Annotated in this window: 14 protein-coding genes; 4 read left to right on the top strand and 10 right to left on the bottom strand. The window is 59.2% G+C overall.

Going from position 1 to position 12,049, the window contains the following annotated elements:
- Positions 1–4: 4 nt before the first annotated feature.
- Together RLW55_RS00305 and RLW55_RS00300 are read right to left on the bottom strand one after the other, a co-directional pair.
- On the bottom strand, positions 5–1,327 hold the full coding sequence (locus RLW55_RS00305; RefSeq protein WP_409562369.1) for a glycoside hydrolase family 3 N-terminal domain-containing protein: 1,323 nt from the start codon (positions 1,325–1,327) through the stop codon (positions 5–7).
- Positions 1,328–1,421: 94 nt separating this feature from the next.
- Positions 1,422–2,282, bottom strand: a complete 861-nt coding sequence (locus RLW55_RS00300; RefSeq protein WP_409562370.1) for a transporter substrate-binding domain-containing protein — start codon at positions 2,280–2,282, stop codon at positions 1,422–1,424.
- A gap of 384 nt (positions 2,283–2,666) precedes the next feature.
- On the opposite strand from RLW55_RS00300, the gene RLW55_RS00295 reads away from it, so the two are divergent.
- Positions 2,667–3,953, top strand: coding sequence for a glycosyltransferase (locus RLW55_RS00295; RefSeq protein ID WP_423415272.1), 1,287 nt, complete (start codon positions 2,667–2,669; stop codon positions 3,951–3,953).
- Positions 3,954–3,966: 13 nt separating this feature from the next.
- On the opposite strand, the gene RLW55_RS00290 is transcribed toward RLW55_RS00295, so the two are convergent.
- Entirely contained in the window at positions 3,967–4,329 is a 363-nt protein-coding gene (locus RLW55_RS00290; RefSeq protein ID WP_414461930.1) for a DUF3175 domain-containing protein, read from the bottom strand.
- Positions 4,330–4,480: 151 nt separating this feature from the next.
- Between RLW55_RS00290 and RLW55_RS00285 the strand changes: the two genes are divergently transcribed.
- On the top strand, positions 4,481–5,737 hold the full coding sequence (locus RLW55_RS00285; protein ID WP_423415271.1) for a class I SAM-dependent methyltransferase: 1,257 nt from the start codon (positions 4,481–4,483) through the stop codon (positions 5,735–5,737).
- A gap of 15 nt (positions 5,738–5,752) precedes the next feature.
- Here RLW55_RS00285 and RLW55_RS00280 read toward each other — a convergent pair whose 3' ends face one another.
- Positions 5,753–6,343, bottom strand: a complete 591-nt coding sequence (locus tag RLW55_RS00280; protein ID WP_423415270.1) for a lysophospholipid acyltransferase family protein — start codon at positions 6,341–6,343, stop codon at positions 5,753–5,755.
- Positions 6,344–6,655: 312 nt separating this feature from the next.
- Positions 6,656–6,799: a hypothetical protein gene (locus tag RLW55_RS00275; RefSeq protein ID WP_423415269.1), complete on the bottom strand. Its 144-nt coding sequence runs from the start codon at positions 6,797–6,799 to the stop codon at positions 6,656–6,658.
- Between the two features lie 393 nt (positions 6,800–7,192).
- Here RLW55_RS00275 and RLW55_RS00270 point away from each other — a divergent pair, with 393 nt between their 5' ends.
- Complete coding sequence (locus RLW55_RS00270) at positions 7,193–7,378, top strand: hypothetical protein (protein WP_035575729.1); 186 nt, start codon at positions 7,193–7,195, stop codon at positions 7,376–7,378.
- A gap of 35 nt (positions 7,379–7,413) precedes the next feature.
- Here the strand turns inward: RLW55_RS00270 and RLW55_RS00265 are convergent, their stop codons facing one another.
- A complete protein-coding gene (locus RLW55_RS00265) occupies positions 7,414–7,641 on the bottom strand; it encodes a hypothetical protein (RefSeq protein ID WP_013946428.1) in 228 nt (75 codons plus the stop codon).
- 394 nt (positions 7,642–8,035) lie between these two features.
- On the opposite strand from RLW55_RS00265, the gene RLW55_RS00260 reads away from it, so the two are divergent.
- On the top strand, positions 8,036–8,290 hold the full coding sequence (locus RLW55_RS00260; protein WP_414461931.1) for a hypothetical protein: 255 nt from the start codon (positions 8,036–8,038) through the stop codon (positions 8,288–8,290).
- A gap of 24 nt (positions 8,291–8,314) precedes the next feature.
- On the opposite strand, the gene RLW55_RS00255 is transcribed toward RLW55_RS00260, so the two are convergent.
- The 4 genes from RLW55_RS00255 to RLW55_RS00240 all read right to left on the bottom strand — a co-directional run bounded on the left by RLW55_RS00255 (position 8,315) and on the right by RLW55_RS00240 (position 12,039).
- Positions 8,315–9,598 (bottom strand): diguanylate cyclase, encoded by a 1,284-nt coding sequence (locus tag RLW55_RS00255; RefSeq protein ID WP_423415268.1) that lies wholly within the window; start codon positions 9,596–9,598, stop codon positions 8,315–8,317.
- 187 nt (positions 9,599–9,785) lie between these two features.
- Positions 9,786–10,664: a dimethylarginine dimethylaminohydrolase family protein gene (locus RLW55_RS00250; RefSeq protein ID WP_423415267.1), complete on the bottom strand. Its 879-nt coding sequence runs from the start codon at positions 10,662–10,664 to the stop codon at positions 9,786–9,788.
- Positions 10,661–11,254 carry a DUF1989 domain-containing protein gene (locus RLW55_RS00245; RefSeq protein ID WP_423415266.1) on the bottom strand — a complete coding sequence of 198 codons (594 nt, stop codon included), beginning with the start codon at positions 11,252–11,254 and terminating at the stop codon, positions 10,661–10,663. The genes RLW55_RS00250 and RLW55_RS00245 overlap by 4 nt, the downstream gene beginning before the upstream one ends.
- Positions 11,251–12,039, bottom strand: a complete 789-nt coding sequence (locus RLW55_RS00240; RefSeq protein ID WP_423415265.1) for a creatininase — start codon at positions 12,037–12,039, stop codon at positions 11,251–11,253. The genes RLW55_RS00245 and RLW55_RS00240 overlap by 4 nt, the downstream gene beginning before the upstream one ends.
- Positions 12,040–12,049: the final 10 nt, after the last annotated feature.

The following is a 12,049-nucleotide window of genomic DNA, read 5'->3' as shown; positions in this document are numbered from 1 at the left end:
CGTCTTACTGCTGCGCCTGAACGGGAGCGGACGGCGGCAGGTCGCGATCGTCGACGAAGACGTAGCGCTTCAGCCGCTCGCGCGTCTCGTTTTCGCGCGCGATTGAGATTTCGCCCTTCTGGTCGGCTTCGATCAACGCGGACATCAGGATGTCGTAGCTCTTGTCGACGCTGCACAGCAGGATCAGATCGACCCCTGCATCGAGCGCTTTGACGGCCGCGCCGCCCAAGCCGTCGCGCGATTTCGTGACCGCGCCCATGCTGAAGTCGTCGGTGATGAGGAGGCCGTCGTTTTCGAAGCGCGGGCGCACGACCTTGTTGATGACGATATCGGAGAAGGACGCCGGCGTCGTGCTGTCAATGCTGTCGAGCCGGACGTGGCCAAGCATAGTCGCAACGCCGGGCTCCGTCATTACGCGGCGGAACGGCACCCAATCGGTCAGTTCAAGCTGGCTTGAACCGGCGCTGATGTCTGCCGACGTTACGTGTGTGTCGCGCGTCACGCGACCCAAGCCGGGGAAATGCTTCAGCGTGCAGATGATGTTGAATTTCGTCAGCGTATCGCAGTACCAGCCCGCGACTTTGGCGACGAGGTAGGGATCGTCGTCAATGGCGCGCCAATAGATGCGGGTTTCGCCGTCGTTGCGATTTGGCTTGCCAAGCCGCAGATCGACGACGGGGCCAAAGTTCATCGTGATGCCGAGGCGTTCCAGTTCGCGCGCTTGCGTTTCGGCATATTGGCGGACGGCTTTTTCGCGATCGCTGTCGGTCTTGAGCTTGGCAATGATCATACCGAGCGTAGGCTGCCACTTGAGCGGGGGCGAGAGCCGCGACACGTATCCGCCTTCCTGGTCGGCGGCGACGATGAGGCGGGGCAAGCCTTGCTGCCGGCGGATCATCTGCAGGTCGTCGATGTCTTTGGCGACGTCTTGGATTTTTCGGCCGCGGACGTTGTGATCGGTGATGAAGATGCCGGCGATGGCCTTTTTCTCGACGAGCGGCTTGACCTGAGAAAAGCTATCGAAGCCGACGACGATGCGTCCGCCGAGGCGTTCGAGCCGTTGCGGATCGGATGACAGGATTTCGTCGCGCGTCAGAAGTTTTTGTGGCCGTTGCGGCAAGGCCGGCTGCGCGGGCTCGGCTTTTACTGCGAGCTTGGCACGTCTGGTTTTGTTGCGGGCATGATAACGCGGCGAGTGGCGCTTATGATATTTGCGCGAGCCAGATTTATGATAGCCGGAGCGCGCATCGGACGAGTTGCCGCCCGGCACGATCAGTGCGACTGACAGGACGGCGAGCAGCAAGGCGCGGATCACAGTTTGAATCATAGCTCGTCAAATTAGCTTGCGGATCGTGCCGTCGCATGCCGATGCCGCATTAAGCTTGTTTTTTTATGGCCGTGCAGTGCACGCCAGCTTCGTCTCAGTAAATTCTGACCGGAAAGTAGCGCTGAACGAGTTCTTCGAAACGTCCAGAAGCGCGAACGCGTTCCAGTGCTTTGTTCAGCAGGAGCCTAATCTGCGGATCGTTCTTGGGGACGGCTATGGCCATGCCGTCTCCAAAGAACTTGGGCTCTAGGAAAGCACCGCCGCGCATTTCGCAGCACTGGCGCGATAGCGTGCCGTTAAGCCAGAAAGCCAGCGAGATGCCGTCGTCGAACAGGAAGTCGGCCTTGCCGGCAGCCAGCGCCTCTCGCGCCAAGTCGGGATTTTCGTAAATGACGAGTGGGCTGTCGTGGAAGAACGCTCGGAGGAACGCTTCGTGCGGGGTGCCGCGGGCGACAGCAATGCGTTTGCCTTCGAGCTTGCCGGGTGTCATCCCCACGCGCGGCTCGTCCTTGCGGGCGGCGAAGCGACCCGGCGTGTGGAAGTAGCGATCGGTGAAATCGACCTGCTTCAGCGCCGCTGCCGTCACCTTGTGTCCGGCGATGACGGCATCGGCCTCGCCCTTCAAAAGGTCGGGGATCAACTCGTCCCAAGGGCGAACCTTGATATCGCATGAAGTGTTGAGTTCGAGGCAGATGGCGCGGGCGAGATCGACGTTGAAGCCGACGAGCACGCCGTCTTCGTCGTAGAAATCGAATGGCGGATAGTCGTTGTCAGTCAGAAAGCGGATGACGACACGACGGGGCGGGGCGGCATCCTTGGACGCGCCGACGTTGGCAACGGCAGGGTCTGATCCTGATGCGTCCTGGGCTGCGACTGGTGCTGCAAGGCTGAGTGCCGCGAAAAAAGCCACGGCCATCGCCAGAAGTGCATCTCGGCTCAGTCGTTGCGCTTTCATTTCAAAAGAACTCCGGGTTCTCGTGTCCGCGATCGACGCCCATTCTTGGCTTTTAATTTTACGCATCTTGAGCATATAGTTTGTCACTGGCTGGGCGGCGTGACCGTCGGAGGGGCCAGTCAGGTGCATGCCATGCTGGGGACTCGGCCCAAAACGCCGACCACGCGGACATTCCGCGTGCCGCCACGTGTAACGCGCGGTCGTCCACCGCCGTCTGGACGCGTGTTCGCTCAGCCCCCCTTTCAACGCGATATTGGGCAACTGGACCGTGCGGTCAACGATTTGCGACGGCGGGCACCGGACTTTTCCGCCGCTTCTCCGCTGCTTTTGTGGCAGCGGGTGCTTTTGTTCGTCACGCTAGCGGGTTTGACGGCCGGGCTTTTCTTGCTTGACGACTTTGGTCTCGTACTCTGGTCGCTGACCATTGCGGTGCCGTTTCTGATGATTTCGGTGTTGCGGTTGGCGGCGCTCTGGCGGGTCGTGAGCGGCCATCAAGAAGCGGTCGACCCGCGATGGCTTGACCGTCGGTACGATAACCGGCTGCCGACATTTTCGGTCCTGGTTCCGCTCTATCGCGAGGTTGCTGTCGTGCCGGCGCTCGTCCGCGCGATGGGTCGGCTCGACTATCCAAGCGACAGGCTCGAAATTCTTTTCATCACCGAAGTAGATGATGCAGTGACACGGCATGCGCTTTTGCACGCCGGGCTCGGCGCCAACATGCGTGTGGTGACGGTTCCGCGCGGTCAACCCAAGACAAAGCCTAGAGCGCTCAATTATGCGCTGCAGGAAGCGCGCGGCACGCTGGTGGCGGTGTTCGACGCCGAGGACCGTCCCGATCCTGACCAACTTCGTCTGGCGGCAGTGGCGTTCGTTCGCGGCGGTCCGAGACTCGCATGCGTGCAGGCGCGGCTTGTAGTGTTCAATCCGGACGACTCTTTTCTCAGCCGCCAATTTACGCTCGAATACGCGGCGCTTTTCGGAGGGGTGTTACCGGCGCTCGATCATTTGCGATTGCCTATTCCGCTCGGCGGGACGTCGAACCATTTTCGCCGCGACGTGCTTTTGAAATGTGGCGGCTGGGATCCGTTCAATGTCACCGAGGATGCCGACCTCGGAATCCGGTTGTCACGTCTTGGCTACGAGGTTTCGATCATCGATTCCGAAACCATGGAGGAGGCACCGGTTACGTGGCGCGTCTGGCGCGGTCAGCGCACGCGCTGGATCAAGGGATGGATGCAAACCTATCTCGTGCACATGCGACGCCCGCTACGGCTTTGGCGCGATCTCGGAGCCTGGAGGTTCTTTGGTTTTCAGGTGACCATCTCGGCCATGCTGATCTCGATGCTCGCGCATCCATGGTTCTATGTGCTGGTTGGGACGGAGGCCGTGCTCAGAGGTCGCGTCCTGCCGGAGAACGAATTTCTCTTCTGGCTCTTTGGAGCCAATCTGATCGTGGGATATGGTTCAGCGGCGCTGCTGATTTTAGTGACGTCGGTTTCAGCGGGCATATCGGGACGCGTGTTCTCCGTCGTTTTGCTGCCGATCTATTGGCTCGCGATTTCACTCGCGGCCTATAGCGCGATCCTCGATCTCGTCAGGAGACCTTTCTTCTGGGAGAAGACGACCCACGGCGTACGCCGACAGGCTCGCATGGCGAGACAAAGGGCATGATTGGCGACGGCCGCTATGCAGATCGCCCGAACGCCTTCCGCAATTCGACCTTGGCGCGATCGAGCGTCTGGCGTCGGCGGGAGGTGAGATTCTTTCCGGCGCGATTGATGTAAAACGTCAGCATCGACATGGCCGATTGATAAGGCGTGCCCTTCCGGCGTTTGCTTCTTTCTGCCGATCGCTTCAGCGATTTGGCGATCTCTGACGGGTCGCGTCCCTCGAAGAGATGCGCCTTGATATCGAGGGCATCGCTCGTCTTCGTCACTTGCGCAGACCAGCGATGCGTCGAGCGCGGGGATTTGCGCGCATTTTTCGTCGTCTTCGCTGAATGCGTTTTACGCTTCGTAACCGAAGCAATTTGATTTTTTGGCGCCATGTCTTCCTCGCTGCTTGAGTATTTTGACGCATGACAGAACGATGATGAAAAACCGACGCAAATCTGTTAAGTTCCTGGTGCCGACGGGAATTTGGCCGGAACCAAATTTCTTTCGTTGTGTTGAGTATCAGATATATTCGACGGCCTGCCCATGAAACGCCTGCTCCAATCGTTTCTGAAACAGTGCATCAAGACCGGAAGCCTCACGGTCGTCATGCCCAACGGTGATAGGCTCTCATCGGGGGACGGGACCGGGGTCCCTCTCGTCGTCACCCTCAAAGACAACAAAGCGGCGCGTGAACTTTTCTTCCATCCGCAGATGGCGCTGGGAGAACTTTTTACCGACGGCAGGCTGACCGTATCTGGGGGCACCGTTTACGATCTCCTGGAACTGCTAGGGCACAATCTTCACAGCCTGACTCCGCCGCAGTTCGGTTGGCTGCAGCACACGCTGCGCAATCTGCTGGAGCCATTTCACCGCGCGAATTCCGAGGGCAAGTCGCGCGATAATGTCCACCATCATTACGATATCGACGATCGCATTTATGAGCTCTTTCTCGATTCCGATCGCCAGTATTCGTGCGCCTATTTCGAAACACCGGACCAGGATCTGGAGACTGCTCAGCTCGCGAAGAAGCGGCACATTGTGTCGAAGCTTCTCGTCAAGCAGGGCGCGAAGGTTCTCGATATCGGCAGCGGCTGGGGCGGCATGGCGCTCTATCTGGCGGGTATTGCCGGCGCCGAGGTGACCGGCGTTACGCTTTCGCCGGAACAGCTCAAAGTTTCGAAGCGCCGCGCCAGCGAGAGGGGTCTTGCGAAACGCATTGATTTTCGGCTGCAGGATTACAGGGCGCTGACGGAGACGTTCGACCGGATCGTTTCAGTCGGGATGTTCGAGCATGTCGGTCTCAAGGACTATGAGACTTACTTCAAGACGGTTCGGCGGTGCCTCAAGGACGACGGCATTATGCTCTTGCATTCGATCGGTCGGCTCGACGGGCGCAGCGCGATGAACCCGTGGTTCGAGAAGTATATTTTCCCAGGCAGTTACGTTCCGTCTCTCGCGGAAGTGTTCCCGGCCATCGAGAAGGCTGGCCTGATCGTTACCGATGTTGAGGTCTTGCGCCTGCATTACGCCGATACGCTGCTGGCGTGGCGGAAGCGCTTCATGGTACGGCGCGCTGAAGCCGCCGCACTGCTCGGTGAGCGCTTCTGTCGAATGTGGGAATTTTATCTGGCCGCGGGTGAGGCTGGTTTTCGATACGGCGGCTTGATGGTCTTCCAAATCCAGCTTGCCAAAAAAATCGACAGCGTGCCGCGGACACGCGATTACATCTCGGCTGAAGAGGATCGCCTGCGCAAGCGGGAGAAGCAGGCCAATGCGGATCACACGGTCGCGGCAGAATAGCCGCGTCTTCCGCTCTTAAAGAAACAGGCGCGGCGTTCCGCTCTGCTTGTTGCCGGTGAGGGGCTGGCGGTCGGTTGCCTTCGCCAATTCGTAGGCGCGCGCTGTAACTGCGTTTAGCGAAGCCTCGACCGCAAGGCGGGCTTTCTCCAGCGCTTCGTCGTCCGCATCGGGGGAGACGAAAATCGGCTCGCCCGCAACCCAAGCCAGCCGTGACAAAGGCAAGTTCACCGTCATCTTGCTCCAGGTATTGAGCACTACGAAGTGAGACGTCGCTGCTGCAACCGGGATGATTGGACGGCCAGAGAGCCGTGCGAGCGTCACGATGCCCTCGCCAGCGGTCCGTGGGCGTCTTGGCGGAACATCGGCGGTCATGGCGACGATGGAGCCGCTTTCGAGGGCCTTCACTGCCGCGCGAAGAGCGTAGGCGCCGCCGCGATCACGCTTGCGGCCTGCCGCGCCAGCGCCCCGGATCGCCGAGATTCCGAAGCGGGCCAGAACCTGAGCGACGAGCTCGGCGTCGCCGTGGCGGGCGACCATGGCTTCGACCCGATATTCACGGGTGTTCAGATCCGGCAGCATCATGAATTGCCCGTGCCACATGGCCATGATGAACGGCACCTGGGCGCGAAGGCGATCAAAGAAATCGGCCGGCTCATAAACCGTGGACGATGTCCGCCTGACGGTCCGAATAAGGCCGGCGACAAAGCGGCTGGACGCACTGATGGCGAAGCGATTTGTTTTGGAAGGCTGACGAACCATTATCTTGTCGCGTGCGTCGTCGTTCCGAAATGTTGAATAGTGGGACGGGATTGTCCGCTTGAACGAAAGTTAGCTCAAGTATGGCAAGAGGCAATTGCATCGCAATACTTAGCAACGGGTGATTAGTAGGAGACGTTTATGCCGTGGTCGGTGGGTCTGCTAGATCAGCATTTCAATTCCATAAGTGATGATGAGGGCAGAGGTCATTGCAACCACGATGCAGATCAGGGAAATGAGGACGTAATACCCGTCCGATGCGTGATCGTCCTCGCAGAGACGAATTTTTCCGGCCTGCTTTTGCATACAGAAATCCAACGGATAAACGGTTTTCCAAATTTGAAGCGGGCGGCATAGGGCTCTTTGCCAGCCCATACAAGCTGCGGCAGCAGAAATTCTGGGCCACGTTTTCGCGCGGAGCCTGCGGCGCTTCGTCCGAGGACGGTTTTCCGGCTCTGAGTGGGGCAGGTAAGCAAGCCGTGGCAGCAACCCGCGTTCAGGCCCCGATAGGGCAGCGCTGATGCGCAGGACGCCGTTTGAGGCAAAGGCCGAATGGCATCGATATCATAGGCAACTGTGGCGCGATTGAAGCGTGGATGACAGCGGCGTTCATGATGAATTCATCGGCAGAGGCAGAAAAAGGAGGTCATGCTGCAGCGCAGCTAAAAATGCTCGTGCAAGGACTTTACGAGGGTGGCAATGGACAAATATCGCGTCGTCGTCTGGTGTGAATCCTGTCGCGGAGACGACGAAGGCTGTTTCGGGGGATCGTCGGAGGTTATCGGCGCCCAATTCGAAACCTGGGAAGAGGCCGAAAAGGCCGGCGCTCATTATTGTTTCGACCTGCCGTACCGCTACCGCGTCGAGCAGGCCGATATGCACTAAAATTTCAGTTGAAACGGCGGTTAGAGCGGCGGGCGTCACGCAAGGCGCATAAGTTCCCGCTCCTGACCGAGTGCTTCTTTGAGCGTCTTCTGGGCCATCTGCATTTTTCTCAGCATGTCCTCGTAATCGACGGACGAATCGAGAGCTTCCGCGAGCAGGTAGTCGGCCTGCTCGACCTTCGCCTCAAGGTGGGCGATCCGCGACCGGGCATCGAAGAGCTCTACCGGCTGATTATTACTGACTGCGATGCTTTCAACGGTCATGAGCATTATCCTAACTTATATTCTGGACGAAACGCGTTAGCCGAGGCCTTGGTTCCCCCCAGCCTTCGTGAGCTGTTCGTCGCTGATGGATGCGGAAAACCGAGCGTTTAAAACCGATCGGCCGTTTCCGCCGGCGCTCGGTTGCTGGCACGCATCGGAGCGCAAAGGCATTGCTCAAGGCAACTGCCAATCGCGCGGACGGTGAACGGTATTTTAATCATCCGGTAACCGATTTTAACCCCTGGCGCCTGTCTGGGGTCTTTTCGCCGCGCTTTCGAGAGCGCACATTCATGATGCGGCCATTGCGCGATCGGTCACGGGGATCCGGTTGGATTCGGACGGCCTGCAGACTGTTGAGGGACTGACGGAGGCGAGACGAAGCGAGGAAAGAGCCATGGCCCTCTATTCTGGCGGCGACCGTAACGACGACTCTCAATTCGGTATTGGCATGCGCGATGGTGATGGCGTGCTCGATGCCTTGATCATTCTTCTGCTGGTCGGATTTTCGTTTGCGCTTTGGTTCGTGTGCGGAGCGCTGCGTCCGATGCTGGACGATACCAATCCGAGCTTGATGGCCCATCCGTCACCGATGTCGGGGCCTTACATCGCGGGCTCGGTGCAGCCTCAAGACCATTTGCCGGGAAGATAGTGCGGATTTTTTCCTGACTGGGTCTTAGATGCGGCGGGTCAAGCGCGCCTTGCGTTGGGAATGATGGTGCGCGGCTTCTGCCACAGCGCCGTAGACGTTCGCCCGCTCGGCTTCCGAGCCTTCCAGATCAATCGGAACAATGCTGTGCTTCTGCTGCCGGATGTCCTCGCGGCTTGAAAAGAGAATGACGCGATTGCGTCCGGAGCGTTTGGCGACATAGAGGGCGGCGTCAGCCTGAATAATTAAGTCGTTCAACATCGTTTCGTCGCCGACCTTGGATATTCCGACGCTGACCGAGCTGCCAAACAGCTGTGCGTCGGAAAAAAAGCGCTTCTCGGCGAATTTCTTGCGGATGCGCTCGGCCACGAGCAGGGCCGCCTTCAGTGTTGCGTCGGGAAGCAGAATGGCGAATTCCTCACCACCGAGGCGCGCAGCGAGATCGCCCTCCCGTACGGTGTCCCTCAGAATTTCGGCAAACGTCTGCAGTACGGTATCGCCGATCTGATGGCCATAAACGTCGTTGACTTGCTTGAAGTGATCGACGTCAAAAACGACGACCACGATGCTCGTCGGCGCACGAAATGCGGCGGCGCGATCGAAGAACGCGCGCCGATTGTAGAGGCCCGTCAGGGAATCCGTTTCGGCCTCGCGCTTGTGGCGTCGTGTCAGACGAATTTGATTGAGGCCGAGGGAGAGCGCGCCGATCGCGGCCGTATCGGCGAGGCAAACGATGAGGTTCAGATTTTCGGCCCAGTCGTCGGGCGGGCGGTTCATGATCCATTCGCCCTGCTGTGCCAGAGCAAAGGCACAGAGGCCGAACGACAGGCCGCCTACAACATAAAGGGTTGTGAGTGTCGTCAGCAGGAGCGGAGATTCGTGGCGGCAGCGCCAATATTCGATCCCCGTTTGGCATAAGATCAGCATCGCCGCGAGATTGAACACGATGTAGCAAAGGCCGTCATAACCACTAACCATCATGGATGTGGTGAGAACGCTGGCGATCAGCGCGCTGGCAATCATCAGTTTGGCGGGAAGCAATCCGGTGCGGAATTGGTAGGCAGCTCCGAGAAAGAACACCAATCCGATTTGAAGCGCAGAAAAAGCTACGATGCCGACCGAAGGCGAATAGTGCGCGACAAAATTGCTGTAGGCCAGAATGCTGACGACGAGGCTCGTGGAGCCGAGCGTCCACGTCATCAGGGTGCGGTCAGACTGCGAGACCAGCCAGCTCACAAAGAACGTCAGCGCCACCCCTGCGCTGCAGAAGCTCAGAGCGATCAGCAATGAATTGTAATCGAGCAGAATCATACCCGGACAATACCGACAAATCCTTTGCCGAGAATGACCGACGGGCCTCACGGCCGCCTCATATGCAACAATTCAGTATTGTTTGGCCAGTCCAATTAGGCCGGTCACGGAAGATTAAATGAACAGGCAGCGAATTGGTATCCTCGCTGCCTGATGATCATTTGTGAGACGTTGGGCACAAATCGCATCAAAGCGGATCGCGCCGCAGGGCCTGACAGAGGCAGTGTGGGCCGCCGCCGCCCAGCGTGAACATCCGGAGGTCAGGATCGAAGACCTCGATGCCGTGGGAGCGCATGCGGGCGTTCAGATCCTCGTTCGCGGCGGTCGACAACACGCGGTCGTTGCCGAGAGCGACGATGTTCGTGCCGAGCTGTGTCGCGTCATGATAGGAGACGGGTAGAATTTCGTAGCCCTTCGATTTCAAAAGATCGAGGAACCACGGCTGGTGCGCGTCGGGAGCGACGGCAACGAGCTTTTTGTTGATGAATCCGACCGACACGTCGAGGTGCACGAAATGCGGTGGGAAGGGCACGGCGTAAGCCTCCCAGCCTTTTTCCCGGAACCACTTGCACATCTGCTCGGCGCCTTCCTGCTCGGAGCGTTCGCCGCCGTAGCCGCAAAGCACAAATCCCGGTTCGACGACCATGAAGTCGCCGCCTTCGAAATGGCCGGCGGTGATCATGTTCCAGATCGGGATTCCGGCTTCTTCGTAGAACTTCAGGACGAGCGCATAGTCACCGCGGCGGTAGCGGGTCTGCAGCATGGTGATGACGGCGCCGAAGGGCGTCATCACGCTCGAGTCGCGAGCGAACACGCCGTATTTCAGCTCAGGCCGCGCGTCGAGCCAATGACAGGTGACGCCCGCTTGCTCGAAAGCATCGACCATTTCGCGATGCTGCGACATGGCGGCTTGGGCATCGAAGCGGAGTCCGAGCGCGAGCGTCTGCCGGGAAACGGCGCCGACGGGCCGCCATTCGAAAAAGTCAGGTTTGCCGAGAAGAACATGCCGGAGCACGCCGGTTTCTGAATCGAGTCCCCACGGAATGGAGACGGTCGTCGTGCTCATGCCAGAACCTCGTAGTGCGCGTCCGTCGGCGCGCCTTTGTTGATGCAGATGATGTCCTGCGGGCAGGCGGACATCGCGACGATGCAGTTCATCTCGGCTTTCAGCACGACGTAGTCGCCGGGTTTCGAGACGGGCTCTTCCCAGCCGATGGTGCCATCGGTCTTCACCGGAATGTTCATCCAGAGATTGAGCGGGGAGGGCACTTCAGGCGGTGTCAGACCGAGGCCCGCCATACCGGAGCGTAGATTGTCGGCGCAATTGTCGTGGTAATCGGCGACGCCCAGGCCCTGATAGCGATAGATATCGCATGCGGCGATGAAGGTGTCGTGGATGCCGGGCGAGGTGTCTTCGACGAGCGTCAGGATCGGGCGTCGCTTGTTGGTGACGAGCTTGTCGCCGGGCATTGGGCGAATGCGGTCGATGGCGGCGCGCATGTGCTCCATTGAGAGGAACTCGCTCAGATCTTCGGCGTTGAAGGCCCACGTATCGACGACCTGATGGCCATGCGTGTTGATGATCTTGATCGATTGCCCGGCTTTGAGCGCGACAGCGCGGCCCTGGCGCGCTGGGACGACGTGGATATCGCTCATGGCTTCACCCTTGTGTTCGGAAATTCTTTGCGGATCGCGGCGGCGACGCCTTCGGCATAGTCGTTCGCCAGCAGCTTGCCCTTTTCTGCTGAGCAGCCGTGTGCGGGCGACAGCACGCCGGAGCACGGCACCAGTCCGGTGCGCGTCGGATACATATCGTAGGGCGGAAAGCTCGCGGGCTTGTCGTCGGGCAGTGCCGACAAATCGACGAGATGCGGATGATGATGGAGCATCAGAGACGTTTCCATCACGGCGGCATGCTCGAGATCGTAGCCGGGGAAGCCGTCAGGAAAAATCTTGTCGAGCGTCTCGCGCTTGGTGAAATCCCAATATTCGAGGCGCATGACCTCGAAATCGTGAATGCCCATATAGGCCAGCTCACGACGGGCGAGATCGACGCCTTCGATCGTGAACATCATGTTTTCGTAGTGGCCGTTGATGAGAACGAGCTGGCGCGCGCCGTGGCGTGCAAACTCTTTGATGACGTCACGCAGCACGTGCGCAAGCGTATCGGCATCGAGACTGGTCGTGCCGCAGAAGTGATTGCCGCCGCCCATCTTCGGCTGCGACTTGTATCCGAACGAGAGGACCGGCGCGACGATGGCGTCGATCCGCTTTGCGACATCGGCTGCGACGGCAGTCGCGAGCAGGGCATCGGTGCCCATCGGCAGATGTGGGCCGTGCTGCTCGGTGGCGCCCGTTGGGAGCAGGATGATGGCACCGTCTTCGATGCGTTTCTGGTACGTTGTCCAGCTCATCTCATTCATAAAGATGCGGTCGGTCATGCTTTTTCTT

Source organism: Hyphomicrobium sp. B1, from assembly GCF_049532635.1.
Lineage (GTDB): Bacteria > Pseudomonadota > Alphaproteobacteria > Rhizobiales > Hyphomicrobiaceae > Hyphomicrobium_B.
The sequence above is the reverse complement of the archived record's forward strand: the minus strand, read 5'-3'. Positions and strand labels throughout refer to the sequence as shown.

What these genes read in the sequence shown, in the direction of transcription:
- RLW55_RS00305 (WP_409562369.1), bottom strand. Translation starts at nt 1,327, where the DNA reads ATGATTCAAACTGTGATCCGCGCCTTGCTGCTCGCCGTCCTGTCAGTC.
- RLW55_RS00300 (WP_409562370.1), bottom strand. Translation starts at nt 2,282, where the DNA reads ATGAAAGCGCAACGACTGAGCCGAGATGCACTTCTGGCGATGGCCGTG.
- RLW55_RS00290 (WP_414461930.1), bottom strand. Translation starts at nt 4,329, where the DNA reads ATGGCGCCAAAAAATCAAATTGCTTCGGTTACGAAGCGTAAAACGCAT.
- RLW55_RS00285 (WP_423415271.1), top strand. Translation starts at nt 4,481, where the DNA reads ATGAAACGCCTGCTCCAATCGTTTCTGAAACAGTGCATCAAGACCGGA.
- RLW55_RS00280 (WP_423415270.1), bottom strand. Translation starts at nt 6,343, where the DNA reads ATGGCCATGTGGCACGGGCAATTCATGATGCTGCCGGATCTGAACACC.
- RLW55_RS00275 (WP_423415269.1), bottom strand. Translation starts at nt 6,799, where the DNA reads ATGCAAAAGCAGGCCGGAAAAATTCGTCTCTGCGAGGACGATCACGCA.
- RLW55_RS00270 (WP_035575729.1), top strand. Translation starts at nt 7,193, where the DNA reads ATGGACAAATATCGCGTCGTCGTCTGGTGTGAATCCTGTCGCGGAGAC.
- RLW55_RS00265 (WP_013946428.1), bottom strand. Translation starts at nt 7,641, where the DNA reads ATGACCGTTGAAAGCATCGCAGTCAGTAATAATCAGCCGGTAGAGCTC.
- RLW55_RS00260 (WP_414461931.1), top strand. Translation starts at nt 8,036, where the DNA reads ATGGCCCTCTATTCTGGCGGCGACCGTAACGACGACTCTCAATTCGGT.
- RLW55_RS00255 (WP_423415268.1), bottom strand. Translation starts at nt 9,598, where the DNA reads ATGATTCTGCTCGATTACAATTCATTGCTGATCGCTCTGAGCTTCTGC.
- RLW55_RS00250 (WP_423415267.1), bottom strand. Translation starts at nt 10,664, where the DNA reads ATGAGCACGACGACCGTCTCCATTCCGTGGGGACTCGATTCAGAAACC.
- RLW55_RS00245 (WP_423415266.1), bottom strand. Translation starts at nt 11,254, where the DNA reads ATGAGCGATATCCACGTCGTCCCAGCGCGCCAGGGCCGCGCTGTCGCG.
- RLW55_RS00240 (WP_423415265.1), bottom strand. Translation starts at nt 12,039, where the DNA reads ATGACCGACCGCATCTTTATGAATGAGATGAGCTGGACAACGTACCAG.